A 13,976-nucleotide genomic window follows, 5' to 3' on the forward strand; every position below is an offset into this window, starting at 1 on the left:
CCCACCGCATCGTGAGCATCACCTACCTGTGTATCACGGATCACGTGATTCAGGCCAGTGGCAACGGGACGGCGCCTCCGGTCGCGTCGAACAGCGCGTCGCGCATCGCTTCCCTGGGCACCGGACGGCCGGTGAATTGGGCGACTTGCCCGAATGCCTGGTGCAGCAACATGTCCAATCCCGTGCCGAGCCTGCCGCCGCGTTCCCGCACCGCTGTCGCGAGCGGAGTGGGCCACGGGTGGTAGATCACGTCCACCACGCACGGCGCCGCGGCCAAATCGGACACGTGGGCGTCCGCGACACCTGCGGGCACCGTGCTCACCACGACGTTCGATGACGCGACGAGGTCGCGGAAGTCGGTGTCAGCCCAGCGATACACGTCGAGCTTCACACCAAGTCGTTCCGCACAGCGGGAAGCATCGGTCGCCCGCGCCGGATCCCTGACGACCAGCGCGAAGGAGTCCACGTCCACACTGGCCAACGCGACGAGCGCCGCCAGCGCCGTCCCACCAGCGCCGAGCAGGAGCCCATGCGCCCCAGGCTTTCGCTGGTAGCCACCGGCGTACAACAGCGCACCCACAACGCCGTCCACGTCCGTGCAGTCCACGCGCCAGCCACCGTCCGGCAACTGGACGAGCGTGTTCCCCGCGCCCACGAGGGAAGCGCGTTCCGTGACCTCAGTGGCCACAGTCAGCGCCGCGTGCTTGCCGGGCATGGTCACGGACAGGCCCGTCCATTCCGGGCCCAATCCGGCGACCAGGGCGGGCAGTCCCTCGGCGTCACAGGTGATCCGCGAATACGCCCACCCGGTCAGCCCCTGTGCCGCATAGGCTGCGGAATGCAACACAGGCGACAGCGAGTGCTCGACGGGTTTCCCGACGACTGCGGCCTTGCGGTCAGTAGGCGCCACGAGCCCTGGCGTCCCTGATGTTCTGGTTGTGCTCCGCGTCCGTCACCGCGAAGCACGACGTGCCGTCCTTGTAGCACTTCACGAAGAACACCCACGGCCCGTCTTCCGGCTTGGCCGCCGCGAGCAGCGCGTCCTTGCTGGCGGCCGAGATCGGCGTCGGGGGAAGACCGAAGTTCAGGTACGAGTTGTACGGGCCAGGCGTGTTGCGAGCCGAACTGTTGGTCGTCACGACCGGGGCGTCCAGCACGTAGTTGATCGTCGAGTCGTACTGGAGCTTGATGTTGTCGGCCAGCCGCCGGTAGGTCACGCGGGAGATCTTCCCGAAGTCCTTCTCGATGCCCTCGCGCTGGATCAGCGAACCCATGATCAGCAGCTGGTACGGCGTGTACCCGGTTTTCTCGGCCAGCTTGGGCATCCCCCAGCCGTCCAGCATGGTCGCCGCGTCCTTGAGCACCTTGGTCAGCAGCTCCTGCGCGCCCATCCCCGGCTGCACGTCGTAGACCCCCGCCGTGATCAGGCCTTCCAGCCTGCGCTTCGGCTCGGCCTGCGCGGCGAACGGCACGGCCCACGACGGCACGCCGAGCTGGGTCAGGTCCGTGGTCTCGGCGACCTTGCGCAGATCCTCGACCGTCGGGCCGGTCTTCTTGCCGTTCATCGTCACGGTGCCCGCGTTGGAGATCAGCGTGAAGATGCCCGGCGCGACCTTGTTCTCCGGCAGTTTGATGTCGTCGAGCTGCGTGCCCGGCTTGATCTGCAACTGGCCGACCCGCGCGTCCTTGGACGTCATCCGGTCCACCGCGGCCTTGCCGGACATCTTGGTCTTCATCAGGTAGAAACCCGGCTGGATCGCCTTGACCTTGGGGTTGTCGTCGCCCGCCGAGGTGAACGCGCGCGGGCTGGCCACGACGCCCTTCTCCTCCAGCGTCCCGCCGATGCCCGCCGTGCCCTGGCCCGGCTTCACCTCGACCACGATGTCGCTCTCGCCCGCGCCGTCGTAGTCGTCGAAACCGCCGATGCCGAGCACCTGCGTGACACCGAGCCAGACGCCACCGGCGATCAACGCGACGACGACGACCGCGATCACCCAGAACGTGGGGCTGCGGCGTTTCTTGCGCCGCGAGCGGCGCGGTTCGTCGTCGTAGTCGTCGTGGTCGTCCTGGTCGTGGCCACGCGAGTTGTCGAACAGTCCGAGTCCGTCGGTCACTCCGCACCCTCCGGTGAACTTTCCCCGACCCGGTCGTTGTCCCTGCGCACGGCGGCCGCGCGCGTATCCAGCCACGCCTGCAGGATCTCCACGGCGGCGGCCTGGTCGACCACCGCGCGCTGCTTCTTGCCGCGCACACCGCGCTGCGACAGCATCCGCGACGCCGTCACCGTGGTGAGTCGCTCGTCACCGAGCCGGACGGGCACGTCCCCGACCCGCTCGGCCAGTTGCTCCGCGTAGGCGATCGCGCCGATCGCCGCCGGGCCGTGCCTGCCTGCCAGCGTCTTCGGCAAACCGACCACCACCTCGACCACGTCGTGTTCCGCGACGAGCCCGGCCAGCTGGTCCAGATCGCTGCCGGCCTTTTCGTCACGGGACAGAGTAACCAGTGGGGTCGCGAGCACCGGCGCTGGATCGCTCAGCGCGACGCCGACCCGTACCGAGCCGACGTCGACACCGAGTCTCCGACCAGGCCCGGGGTCGTTCTGCCCCGGGCGGTGTGCGGTCGGACTGTCCTGCGTCACGTGCCGCCCAGTTCCTTGCGCAACAGGGCGATGGCGTCGTCCAGACCAGCGGGTTTGGTGCCGCCGCCCTGGGCCATGTCCGGCTTGCCGCCGCCGCGGCCGTCGATGGCCGGGGCGAACGAGCCGACCAGCTTGCCCGCGGCGAGGCCCTTGTCCCTGGCCACGCCGTTGGTGGCCACCACGAAGCTGACCTTGTCACCGGCCGGGACGAACAGGGCGACCACGCCGGGCTCGCTGTTGCCGAGCCGGTTGCGCACGTCCGTGGCCAGCGCACGCAGGGCACCGGCGTCGACGCCTTCCGGCACCCGCTCGGCGACCAGCCGCACGCCGTTGGCGTCCTGGGCCTTCCCGGCCAGGGCACCGGCGGACTGCAGGACCTGGGCCACGCGCAGCTGCTCGATCTCCTTCTCGGCGCTCTTGATCCGGCCGAGCAGGCCCTCGATCCGGCCGGGCAGCTCGGCCGAGGGGACCTTCAGCTGGTCGGCCAGCTGCGAGACCAGCAGCTGCTCCTTGCGGACGTAGCGCAGGGCGTCCGACCCGACGAGGGCCTCGACGCGGTGCACACCCGAGCCGATCGACGAGTCGCCGACCAGCTTGACCAGGCCGAGCTGGCCGATCCGGCCGACGTGCGTGCCACCGCAGAGCTCGCGGGAGTACTCGCCCATGTCGACCACGCGCACGTTGTCGCCGTACTTCTCGCCGAACAGGGCCACAGCACCCAGTTCGAGCGCCTTGGCCTTGGTCGTGGTGAACGTCTGGACCTCGACGTCGGTCTGCAGGTAGTCGTTCACCTCCTCCTCGACCTCGGTGAGGATGTCGGTGGACACCGACCCCGGCGTGGTGAAGTCGAACCGCATCCGGCCGGGCGAGTTCAGCGAACCGGCCTGGGCGGCGCGCTGCCCGTAGGCACCGCGGACAGCGGCGTGCACGAGGTGCGTGGCCGAGTGGGCGCGTTCGATGGCCCTGCGGCGGTCGCGGTCGACCGACCCGGTGACCTCGGCGTCCAGGCCGATCTCGCCGGACAGGATGGTCACGCGGTGCACGAACAGACCAGGAACGGCCTTCTGCACGTCGTCGACCTGGATCTCGGCACCGGACCCGGCCAGCAGGCCGCTGTCGGCGATCTGGCCACCGCTCTCGGCGTAGAACGGGGTGCGGTCCAGGATCAGCTCGGCGTGCTGCCCGGCCGTCACCCCCGGCACCGGACGGCCGTCGACCAGCAGGCCGATCACGCGGGCCGTGGACTGCAGATCCGTGTAGCCGAGGAACTCGGTCTCACCGTGCTGCTCGAGGACCTTGCGGTACTCCGAGAGGTCGCCGTGGCCGGTCTTGCGGGCGGCGGCGTCGGCCTTGGCGCGCTGCCGCTGCTCCTCCATCAGCTCGCGGAACCGGTTCTCGTCGACCTGCAGGCCCTGCTCGGAGGCCATCTCCAGGGTCAGGTCGATCGGGAAGCCGTACGTGTCGTGCAGCTGGAAGGCCTTGTCACCGGCCAGCACCTTGCTGCCGCTGTCCTTGGTCTGCGAGGCGGCGACGTCGAAGATCCGGGAGCCCGTGGTGAGGGTGGCGCGGAAGGCGTCCTCCTCGGTCTTCATCACGGCCGAGATCCGGTCGAAGTCGCGGACCAGCTCGGGGTACGACGGGCCCATGGCGTCACGCACGACGGCGGCGAACTCGGGCAGCACCGGCTCGTCGACGCCCAGCAGGCGCACCGAGCGCACGATCCTGCGCAGCAGGCGGCGCAGCACGTAGCCACGGCCCTCGTTGCCCGGGGTCACGCCGTCACCGATCAGCATCACGCCGCTGCGGGCGTGGTCGGCGATGACGCGGAACCGCACGTCGTCGGTGTGGTCGGCGCCGTAACGGCGGTTGGACATCTCCTCGGCCTTGCCGATCACCGGGCGGACGAGGTCGGTCTCGTAGACGTTGTCGACACCCTGCAGCAGGTAGGCGACGCGCTCGACGCCCATACCGGTGTCGATGTTCTTCTTCGGCAGCGTGCCGATCGGCTTGTGGCCGTACTTCGGGCTCTGCTCGCCGCGGACGTCCTGCATGAAGACCAGGTTCCAGATCTCGAGGTACCTGTCCTCGTCGACGACCGGGCCGCCTTCCTTGCCGAACTCGGCGCCGCGGTCGTAGTAGATCTCCGAGCAGGGGCCACCGGGGCCGGGCACACCCATGTCCCAGTAGTTGTCCAGGCCGTCGCGGCGCTGGATCCGCTCGTCGGGCAGACCGGTGATCTTGCGCCAGAGCTCGATGGCCTCGTCGTCGTCGAGGTAGACCGTGGTCCAGATCCGGTCGGGGTCCAGGCCGTACCCGCCGTCGTCCTGCGACGAGGTGATCAGGTTCCACGCGTGCTCGATGGCACCGGCCTTGAAGTAGTCGCCGAACGAGAAGTTGCCGGCCATCTGGAAGAACGTGTTGTGCCGGGTGGTCTTGCCGACCTCGTCGATGTCACCCGTGCGCACGCACTTCTGCACGCTCGTGGCGGTCGGGTACGGCGGCGGGGCCTCGCCGAGGAAGTACGGCTTGAACTGCACCATGCCCGCGTTGACGAACAGCAGGTTCGGGTCGTCGAGGATCAGCGAGGCGCTCGGTACCTCGGTGTGCCCGGCGTTCTTGAAATGGGTCAGGAAGCGGTTTCGGATCTCATGCGTTTGCACGGCTCATCCCAGGAAGGAGGTGTGAACAGGTCAGTGGGCGGGCACGGCGGAACGACACGGGCCGGAAGCGACTCAGTCGTCCGCCCGTCGCGCTCGCGCGCCGTGAAGGCGCACGCCCGACCGCTCGGTCACCACGTCCTCTAACTCCTTCTCACGTTCCTGCATGCCCGCGCGCACGTCCGCACCGAACGCGCCCACGGCACCCGCCAGCTCACGCACGGCGTCGCTGACGTTCTCGGCCACACCCGCGGGTGTGGCCTGATACGCCTTCTGCCTGAGTTTACGTGACAGCGCAACTCCGGCCGCGACGCCGACGCCCATCCAGAACAGCCTGCTCATTTGCGACCCCTACGACTGCGCGTGTGCTTGCCCTCGCGCTCTTCCTTGCGCTTGCGGCGGGCCTTGATCGCTTTGCTCAGGCCGTACGACACGGCGGCGACCTTGACGAGCGGACCACCCAGCGTCGCGGTGAACACAGAGGTCAACGCGGACACGTTGCCGCTGACCGCCTGCGCGTTGGCGGTGATGCCGTCCACCCGCTCGAGTTGCGTGTTGACGTGCGTGAGCGTGGTGTTGGCGCCGTTGAACAGCGGGTCGGAGTTCTCATGCGCCTTGCGGATCGCGATGGTGGCCTCGTCCAGCGTGCGTCCGAGTTTCATCAACGGGCGCGCCACCAGAATCACCAGCAGCAGGAACACGGCTACAGCCGCAGCCGCGATCCATTCCCCTGCGGACACGAAGCCTCCCGGTAAGGCGGTTGCTCGAATTGGGTGATGGGAAGGTTACCGGTGCGCCGTCAGCCGCCGGGCAGCGCCTCAAGGCCGAGGTCCCGCGCATCTCGGCGCGCAGCGCCTTGTACCCCGGCCTGCGACTCGTCCCACAGTTGCCTGACCCGCTGCCACTCCGGCGCAGGTCCAGTGGTCAGGTACATCGCGAGCCGGGAGCGGGGCAGCATGGTGTCGCGCATCATGTCCTTGATGCGCTGCGGAGCGAACAAGTTCACCGGGCCGAGTGACAACCGCAGTTCCTCACGGGCCCGCCACACGTCGGCCTTGTTCCCGTCGGTGAGGTCCGCCTCCCGGCGGACCGCGGCGATCACCGGGTAGACGAGCCAGTCCTACGCCTCGACGGCGGCGATGACCTGCGCGTACGCGTTCTGCCTGCCCTCGTAGCCGCGGTTGTCGATCTCTTTGTCGCGCTCACGCTGCCACTTCTTGTCCTCGCGTTCCTGGTCGCGCCGCCAACGGCGGTCCTCCCGCCACGCGGCGATGAACTGGGCGCTCAACACGCCGACGAACCCGACCAACGCGACGGCGATCGTCACCCACAACGGCACCTGGACACGGGTGAAACCCAGCGCGGCCCCCGGCGTGCGCCGAGGGCCGCCGGTGTCCCGGTCAGGCGTCGCCGATGTCGGCGCCGAGGGTGAGGCTGCCGAAGTGGAAACCCGCCGTGCGTTCCAGGGCGAACCGGTCGATTTCCGCGCCGGTCGCGGTGAGCACCCGGACGGTGAGGCGGGTTCTGCGGCCCGGGAACGCGGGCTCGGAGTCGACAGCGAGGAATGCGTAGCCGGTGAACCGCACCCGTGACCACGGGACGAACTCGGTGACCTTCTGCTTGCCCGGGGCCCAGTGGTACGAGGGCACCTCGGTGTGCGGGATCTCGTGGCCCGCGTACGTGTCCGGTGCCGGGAAGTTGTAGAGGCTCTTGCCGCCCCCGCCGCACGTGGCGTACACCGTGCCGTCTGTGTCCGGCCGGACTGTGCTGCCGATGGGGACCTGCTTGGTCACACGGCCTGCTCGGAGCGCGTCGCTGCGTTCGTAGACGTGGTTGTGGCCGTTGACGACCAGGTCAACGTTGTAGCGGTCGAACAGGGGGACCCAGTGGTCGCGCACACCGCCTTCGGACGCGTGGCTGTTGGTGGTCGAGTAGGCGCAGTGGTGGAAGAAGACCACGATGAAGTCCACGTCGGGCTGTGCGCGCAGGTACGCCAGGCGCTGCTTGAGCCAGCGGGTCTGCTCCCCGCCGCTGTGGCCGAGGTTCGCGGGGATCTCGTAGGACACGTCGTTGGCGTCCAGTGAGACGACGCCGACGTTGCCGTAGATGAACGAATACGCGCCCGGGCACGAGCGCGGGCCTGAGCCGGGGAAGTCCCAGCGGGCGGTTTGGCCGCCGTAGCCGTTGTGCGGGTACAGGGCTTCCATGTCGTGGTTGCCGGTGGTGACCATCCACGGCACGTTCGCGGCGACCGGTTCGATCTGGCCGAAGTAGGCGTCCCAGACCTTCGGGTCGAACGTGTCGTGGCCCGCGTCCGGTGTGCTGCCGATCGGCAGCCCGGCGCCGTTCGGGTCGGCGTACGCGATGTCCCCGGCGAGCAGGTGGAACGCGGGGTTCTGGCTGGCGACGGCGCCGTCGTTGGCCAGCGCGGCTGTGGTGACGCCCTGGTCGCCGAACGCGGTGAACGTGAACTTGTGCTGCAGGAAGCCACGCGGCGGCGCGGTGCGGAACTTCGCGTCAGCGCGCTTCGGGTCATAGTCCTCGTGCCCGACGGCGTAGTAGTACTCGACGCCTGGCCGTAGGTTTCCTATCTCGGCGTGCAGGTAGTACTGGTCAAGGGGCGCGATCACGCCCTTGACCTCGGAGTGCAGCGGCCGGATTTCCGCGGGCACGCGGTGGCCGAGGTCGTGCGGGTCGCAGCCGACGCGCACGAACGGCTTGCGGACGAGCGCGGGTACCTGCCAAGCGACACGCATCTGGGTTCGCGGGTTGCGGCCGAACGCGAGATGCCGTCCCGTTGGCGTCACGCGATCGCCGGACGCGTACGCCAAACCGGGCAGCAATGTCGGCCCGGCGAGGGTCAGCGCCGCCACCGCCGCGCCGCGTCCCAGCAAGGAACGACGGTTCAGGTACTCGTGCTGCTCGGCCATGGACAGGCGGGCGGCGAGGTGATCGGGCACGCCGACGCGAGGGATTTCCATGCCGGCATGCTTGTCCGGCGACATGCCCCGCCGGTCACGCCGGCATGAACAGCAGCCGTCCACTATGGATGGTGGTGGTCAAGGGATTCCGAAGAGCCCTTTACCTTCCGGCGCGGAACCTCAACCGGGTACGCGCGTCGGGCAGCTCCGCCTCGGCGATCAGACCGGCGGCCACGGACCGCCAGAACACGGCCGCGGGTTTGTTGACGTGGTCGTAGTTCAGCGTCCAGACTCCCGGATGCCGTGCGAACAGCGACATGGCGGCCTGACGCGCGATGCCGTTGCGCCGACGCGCTCGTACGACGAAGAACTCGGCGACGTTCCACGACCCGTCGTTGTCGACATCGGACCGTGCCATCGCGAAGCCGACGAGTTCGCCGTCGGCCATGATGAAGTACGCCTCACGCGTCGCCGTTTCGGTGAAGTACGGGTCCAGGTAGTTGTACGTGTACGTGCCATGCGGCGTCAGCGCTTCGAAACGAATCTCGGCGAAGTCGTGCAGGTACAACTGGAGCAGGTTCGCCAGTACGGGTTTGTCGTTCTCGCCGACGAGAACAAGATCGACCTTCATTCGCCGCGGATGGCCTTCCTGAGCTTCGGTACGCGGTCGGCCAGCGCGCGTTCGGCGCCGCGCGTGGTCGGCTCGTAGTAGTCGCGGCCGACCAGCTTGTCCGGCGGATACTGTTGCGCCAGAACGCCTTCCGGCACGTTGTGCGGGTAACGGTACCCCTTGGCGTTGCCCAGGCGCGCGGCACCGGCGTAGTGGCCGTCGCGCAGGTGCGCCGGGACTGTCCCGGCGCCACCGGAACGGACGTCGGACAGCGCGGAGTCGATGGCCACGATCACCGCGTTGGACTTCGGCGCGGTCGCGAGGTGGATCGTGGCCTGCGCCAACGCCAGCCTGCCCTCGGGCATCCCGATGCACTGCACGGCCTGCTGCGCGGCGACGGCGATCTGCAGCGCGGTCGGGTCCGCCATGCCGATGTCCTCGCTGGCGTGCACGACCAGGCGCCGTGCGATGAACCTCGGGTCCTCCCCCGCCTCGATCATGCGGGCCAGGTAGTGCAGCGCGGCGTCCACGTCGGAGCCGCGGATTGACTTGATGAACGCGCTCGTCACGTCGTAGTGCTGGTCGCCCTGCCGGTCGTACCGGACCGCGGCCTTGTCGACCGTGGCCTCGACGGTCGCCAGGTCGATCTCCGCCAGCCCGGTGGACGCGGCCGAGTCCGCCGCCGCCTCCAGCGCCGTCAGCGCACGCCGCGCGTCGCCACCGGCCAGCCGCACGAGGTGGTCCTCGGCGTCCTCGGCCAGGCCGAGCCGCGCGTCCAGGCCACGCGGATCGGCGACCGTCCGGCGGATCAGCACACGGACGTCCTCGTCGGTCAACGGGTGCAACTGGAGCACGAGCGACCGCGACAGCAACGGCGACACGATGGAGAAGAACGGGTTCTCCGTCGTGGCCGCCACCAGCAGCACGATCCGGTCCTCGACCGCGCCGAGCAACGCGTCCTGCTGGGTGCGGGAGAAACGGTGCACCTCGTCGATGAACAGCACGGTCGACTCGCCCGACCTGGTCAGCCGCCGCTTGGCCTCCTCGATCACCGCGCGGACCTCTTTGACACCGGCCGTCAACGCCGACAACGCGACGAACCGGCGGGCGATCGACTGCGACACGAGCGTGGCCAGCGTGGTCTTGCCGGTCCCTGGCGGGCCGTAGAGCAGCACCGACGCCGGTGCGGCGCCCTCGACCAGCCGGCGCAACGGCGACCCGGGGCCAAGGAGGTGGTCCTGGCCGACGACCTCGTCGAGCGACTGCGGACGCATGCGCACCGCCAGCGGCGCGTTCGCGGCCACACTGGCCGCCGAACCAGGGTGCACCGGGGCACCCGACGGCGCAGGGTACTCGGGTTCGGTTGGTTGCGAGACGTCGAACAGACCCTCATCCACGGGAAACACGCTACCCAATCAGGGGCCGCCGACCGGACCTGCGGGTAACACGTCAGCCAGGTAGCCGTCCAGGTCGGGCTGGTCGGGCGTGAGCACGTGGCGCACCCAGGCCGAACGTTCGTGCACCAGCGCGGGCAGCTCCCACACGCAGCCGATCAGCGGCTCGGTCACCTCGCCGAACGCGACCGCGTCCAAACCGGACGAGGCGAGGCGCGTGTGCAGGATCGCCTGGTAGACCCACGTGTAGAGGTTGAGCCACAGCGCGTCCGCGCCCTCGTGGAGCACGGCGAAGGCATACCGCGGCGAGGCGGGCTGCGTGTGGGCGAGCGCGGGGTGCGCCAACGATGCCGGGAGGAGCTTCGGCAGGAACTCGTCCGCGGCGGCGACCGTCGCGGCGGCGATCGGGTTCTGGCCGATCGTCACCTGGTAGGGCTTGATGGTCCAGCCGTCGACCACGGTCGCGGGCAGCGGCCTGGAGTAGCGCTCGGTGAAGCTCATACCCGCACACTAGCGAGGGGGTCCGACAACTCCCTTCACCATGATCGACACCGCGTACGGCACGAGGTCACGGCCACGCCGCCACAGCCACGGGATACCTTTGACGATCAGCCACACCACGTGCCCGGCCGTGCCGACCTGCCGTCCACCGGAACACGTCAGGCTCACCGGGCGCGGGATCGCGCAGCCGCGGTCGGCGAGCATGCCGGCGAACCCCTGGGCGAGCAGCCGGTGTCCCAGCTCCGACGGGTGCAGCCGGTCGACGCTCCACGTCCCCATCTCGTACGCGCCGGGCAGCAGGTCCAGGTCGAGGCAGCCCGCGTCGTGCGCCGCCGACACCGAGTCGATCACCGAGTTGAGCGCCGATATCCGGCTGCGCAGCGCGCGCCGCAACGGCCCCGGCAGCCGGAAGACCTTCGCGTGGTCGTGGAACCGGACAGTGAGCACGATCGCGCCCGCCGCCTTCAGCTCGCCGACGACGTACCCGAGGTCCGCCCGGATGCGTTCCGGGTCGAAGTCCGAGCGCAGGGTGTCGTTCATCCCGACGATGATCACGGCGACCTCAGGCGCCACGGCCAGCGCCTGCGGCAACTGGATCGAGCGCACGTCGCCCATCCGGGCACCGTTGATCGATACGTTGGCGAACAGCACCTGCTCGGTGCCGCTGAGCGCGTCGGCGAGAAACGGGCCGACGCCACGCCAACCTCCGCCAGGCAGGGGATCGCCCAGCCCCACCGCAGTCGAATCTCCCAGCACGACGAGGCTGCGCACCTGCCGCAACCCCTGAGGTGCGTACTCCAGCACGGTCACGGCACAACGATCTCTGCCGTTCGCTCACCACCGGTGACTTCGGGTTAACTCCCCGAAGACGCCTTTTTGAACTTTGACTTCCGCCCCGCGGCTACGGGCGGGGATTGCCAACAGCCCGGCTCGCACGCGACGGGCTGGTTCGCCGGTCGGCGCTTCCCAGACCGCGCGGCAGCGAGGTCCATCCGGTACCCGCGTCCGGCACCGCACCGCGTCTTCTACCGGAACGCCGGATACATCGGCAGGGTCAGGTCGGGGCCGAACTTCCTTTTCAGCGCGTCGACCACGGCCCGGGAGTGCTCCACGATGTTGTCCGCGCCCGCCCGCGCGGCCTCTTCGCTCAGGTGCTGCCAGCGTGCCGCGAGCGAGACGCTGCGGCGCGGGGAGGGCAGGTGGCTGTCGATCGGGGCGTCCGGCTCGCCCGGCCGGGGCAGGAACCAGAACGTGGACGCCCAGACCCAGAACAGCTGCGCGTCCAGCATCCGCGGCAGCACGACCGAGTCGTCGGCCAGGTCCGGCCACACCGCCCTGACCTCGGCACGCCACGCCGCGAACATCGCGTCGGTCATCCCGGCGGGCAGCGCGAACGCGCACCAGCACGACGGGAACGGCACACGCAGGTACGCCGCGTCGAGCATGATGTTGCGGACGCAGCCGCCCTCGAAGTCCAGGAACCGGACGCCGCGGCTGGTGATCAGGTTGTTGTCCGGGCACAGGTCCGACGGGCTGAAACCGCGGTGCCTGCTGGTGGCCAGCAGCCAGCGGGTCCGTTCGGCGCGCTCGAACACGTGCGCCGGGGTGGTCACGCCGAGCACGTCCTCGATCAGCTGCGGCAGGCGTTCGATGGCCGCGGGTCCGTTGACCGCCAACGGATCGCCCTTCACCCTCGCCGCCGACAGGCGCCGCATCAACGCGTCGAAATCGGCCTCGCGGCCCGCGGTCGTCGCGTGCAGCCGCCCCAGGGAACGGGCCCACGACAGCAAAGCACGCTCCGCTGCCCGCGCGTCGTCGCCGAGGAGCTTGTCGGCGAGGGTGGGAGCGCGTCCGAGATCCTCGATGACGATCACGCCCGCGTTGCCGTCGTGCGCGTAAAGCTCGGGGCACATGCGTTCTTCCGCTGTCAACGCGGTGAACAGCTGGTAGCTGACGGCTTCGCGGACGAACGCCTCGGACGGCGTCGGCTGGTTGTAGCGCTTGACCACGAGGGTGCGCGGCAGCGAGAACGGGGTCGCGGCGACACGGACCCGGACGACGGTGGAATGGGTGCTACCGCCGAGATCCTCCGGCTCCGCGAGCTGGATCTTGGCTCCGTACCTGCGCCTGAGCACCGCTTCCGCCGCGCTCACCGTCCCGGTGATGGCCTCGTCCGGCGTCTGGTCGAGATCGGGCGGGTCGGCGGCGATGTCCACACTCATCTCCTCCGACCCTACTCCCGCGTCATCGCGGCCCCGACAGTAGTCACAATCAACGATAGAGACGCGCAGTCAGCCCGAACAGGTCAGGTTCTCACCCAGTGGACAGCGGACGGCCGTTGTCCTTGCTCGTCCATGTCCGCTTTCGGACAAGCAGCACCAACGAGGCGGCCACCACGATGCCGACCAGGTTGAGCCCCAGCTGACCGATCGAGTACAGACACCGTTGCCACTCCCCCAGTACCGCGGCGACCGCCGCGTAACCGGCCGCGGGGATGGTGGTCACCGAGATGAACACCCCCACGAGCGCGGCGGACTTGGCCGAGGTCATCGACAGCATTCCCGCCGCTCCCGCCAACAATGCCACGATCAGCGAGAACACGCCCACGTCGTAGACGAAATCGACGGTGTGCCCGCCGCGGACGGCGGTCACGTCCAGCAACCCGGCCCATTCGCCGACGAACGTCCCGCCCGCGGTGATCACCATCGCCAGCGGGAACCCGACCGCGAGCGCGACCGCTGCCCGGCTGACCAGATCCCGCCTGCGGCGCACGAGTCCGACGGCGATCGCCGCCAGCGGCCCGAACTCCGGTCCGACGACCATCGCGCCGACGAGCGTGACCGCTGAATCGGTCACGACACCGACCGCGGCCAGCAGGCACGCGATGATCATGAAGCCGAGGAACGTGGCGTTGAGCCGGGACTCCTCGCCGGTGCGGCTGAGCAGTTCCTCCCAGACCACCGCGTCCGCGGCCTCGCCGGGCGCGGCCTCGGCGGCCTTGTCGGCCGCGTCGGACAGCGCGGTGTCGATCTGCTCGAGCGTGATGGCGCCGACGTGGTCGAGATCCAGCGCGCACAGCCGCTCGATCACGGCGTCGGCCGCTTCCCTGGCCACATCGGCCTCGACCACGTCGCCTTCGGGCGCGACCGCCACGCCCCGCAGGACGATCAGGTGCGTCGCGCCCGGTTCGGCGTCGAGGATGCCGATCACCTCGGTGGTGTGCTCAGGCGGGCACACCACCCGCAGGTGCAGCAT

At 69.4% G+C, this 13,976-nt stretch carries 15 protein-coding genes; all 15 read right to left on the reverse strand.

Features of this window, described 5'->3' with window-relative positions; all coding sequences use genetic code 11:
- Window positions 1-49: 49 nt before the first annotated feature.
- On the reverse strand, window positions 50-910 hold the full coding sequence (locus tag AOZ06_RS36830; RefSeq protein ID WP_054293598.1) for a shikimate dehydrogenase: 861 nt from the start codon (window positions 908-910) through the stop codon (window positions 50-52).
- Complete coding sequence (mltG, locus tag AOZ06_RS36835; protein ID WP_063810176.1) at window positions 897-2,114, reverse strand: endolytic transglycosylase MltG; 1,218 nt, start codon at window positions 2,112-2,114, stop codon at window positions 897-899. Before mltG ends, AOZ06_RS36830 begins: the two co-directional genes overlap by 14 nt.
- Window positions 2,111-2,638 (reverse strand): Holliday junction resolvase RuvX, encoded by a 528-nt coding sequence (gene ruvX / locus AOZ06_RS36840; RefSeq protein WP_054293599.1) that lies wholly within the window; start codon window positions 2,636-2,638, stop codon window positions 2,111-2,113. Before ruvX ends, mltG begins: the two co-directional genes overlap by 4 nt.
- Window positions 2,635-5,298, reverse strand: a complete 2,664-nt coding sequence (alaS, locus tag AOZ06_RS36845; protein WP_054293600.1) for an alanine--tRNA ligase — start codon at window positions 5,296-5,298, stop codon at window positions 2,635-2,637. Before alaS ends, ruvX begins: the two co-directional genes overlap by 4 nt.
- 72 nt (window positions 5,299-5,370) lie before the next feature.
- Window positions 5,371-5,637 carry a hypothetical protein gene (locus AOZ06_RS36850; RefSeq protein ID WP_054293601.1) on the reverse strand — a complete coding sequence of 89 codons (267 nt, stop codon included), beginning with the start codon at window positions 5,635-5,637 and terminating at the stop codon, window positions 5,371-5,373.
- Window positions 5,634-6,035 (reverse strand): DUF948 domain-containing protein, encoded by a 402-nt coding sequence (locus AOZ06_RS36855; RefSeq protein WP_054293602.1) that lies wholly within the window; start codon window positions 6,033-6,035, stop codon window positions 5,634-5,636. The genes AOZ06_RS36850 and AOZ06_RS36855 overlap by 4 nt, the downstream gene beginning before the upstream one ends.
- A 59-nt stretch (window positions 6,036-6,094) precedes the next feature.
- Window positions 6,095-6,397, reverse strand: a complete 303-nt coding sequence (locus AOZ06_RS36860; protein ID WP_054293603.1) for a hypothetical protein — start codon at window positions 6,395-6,397, stop codon at window positions 6,095-6,097.
- Window positions 6,398-6,415: 18 nt separating this feature from the next.
- A complete protein-coding gene (locus AOZ06_RS36865) occupies window positions 6,416-6,622 on the reverse strand; it encodes a hypothetical protein (protein ID WP_157233454.1) in 207 nt (68 codons plus the stop codon).
- Window positions 6,623-6,695: 73 nt separating this feature from the next.
- On the reverse strand, window positions 6,696-8,276 hold the full coding sequence (locus tag AOZ06_RS36870; RefSeq protein ID WP_054297191.1) for a purple acid phosphatase family protein: 1,581 nt from the start codon (window positions 8,274-8,276) through the stop codon (window positions 6,696-6,698).
- Window positions 8,277-8,376: 100 nt separating this feature from the next.
- Entirely contained in the window at window positions 8,377-8,847 is a 471-nt protein-coding gene (locus AOZ06_RS36875; RefSeq protein ID WP_054293605.1) for a GNAT family N-acetyltransferase, read from the reverse strand.
- Window positions 8,844-10,154, reverse strand: coding sequence for a replication-associated recombination protein A (locus AOZ06_RS36880; RefSeq protein ID WP_054297192.1), 1,311 nt, complete (start codon window positions 10,152-10,154; stop codon window positions 8,844-8,846). The genes AOZ06_RS36875 and AOZ06_RS36880 overlap by 4 nt, the downstream gene beginning before the upstream one ends.
- An 87-nt stretch (window positions 10,155-10,241) precedes the next feature.
- Window positions 10,242-10,721: a hypothetical protein gene (locus tag AOZ06_RS36885; protein WP_054293606.1), complete on the reverse strand. Its 480-nt coding sequence runs from the start codon at window positions 10,719-10,721 to the stop codon at window positions 10,242-10,244.
- Between the two features lie 9 nt (window positions 10,722-10,730).
- The gene (locus AOZ06_RS36890; RefSeq protein ID WP_054293607.1) at window positions 10,731-11,531 is read right to left on the reverse strand and encodes an SGNH/GDSL hydrolase family protein; all 801 of its coding nucleotides are present in this window, start codon (window positions 11,529-11,531) and stop codon (window positions 10,731-10,733) included.
- Between the two features lie 215 nt (window positions 11,532-11,746).
- Window positions 11,747-12,943, reverse strand: coding sequence for a hypothetical protein (locus tag AOZ06_RS36895; RefSeq protein ID WP_054293608.1), 1,197 nt, complete (start codon window positions 12,941-12,943; stop codon window positions 11,747-11,749).
- 91 nt (window positions 12,944-13,034) lie between these two features.
- Entirely contained in the window at window positions 13,035-13,976 is a 942-nt protein-coding gene (locus AOZ06_RS36900) for a DUF389 domain-containing protein (protein ID WP_054293609.1), read from the reverse strand.

This window comes from Kibdelosporangium phytohabitans (genome assembly GCF_001302585.1).
Classification (GTDB): domain Bacteria; phylum Actinomycetota; class Actinomycetes; order Mycobacteriales; family Pseudonocardiaceae; genus Kibdelosporangium; species Kibdelosporangium phytohabitans.

Coding starts and splice junctions, on each gene's coding strand:
- AOZ06_RS36850 (WP_054293601.1), bottom strand. CDS start 5,637: ATGAGCAGGCTGTTCTGGATGGGCGTCGGCGTCGCGGCCGGAGTTGCG.
- AOZ06_RS36870 (WP_054297191.1), bottom strand. CDS start 8,276: ATGGAAATCCCTCGCGTCGGCGTGCCCGATCACCTCGCCGCCCGCCTG.
- AOZ06_RS36875 (WP_054293605.1), bottom strand. CDS start 8,847: ATGAAGGTCGATCTTGTTCTCGTCGGCGAGAACGACAAACCCGTACTG.
- AOZ06_RS36885 (WP_054293606.1), bottom strand. CDS start 10,721: ATGAGCTTCACCGAGCGCTACTCCAGGCCGCTGCCCGCGACCGTGGTC.
- AOZ06_RS36895 (WP_054293608.1), bottom strand. CDS start 12,943: ATGAGTGTGGACATCGCCGCCGACCCGCCCGATCTCGACCAGACGCCG.
- AOZ06_RS36900 (WP_054293609.1), bottom strand. CDS start 13,976: ATGCTGCACCTGCGGGTGGTGTGCCCGCCTGAGCACACCACCGAGGTG.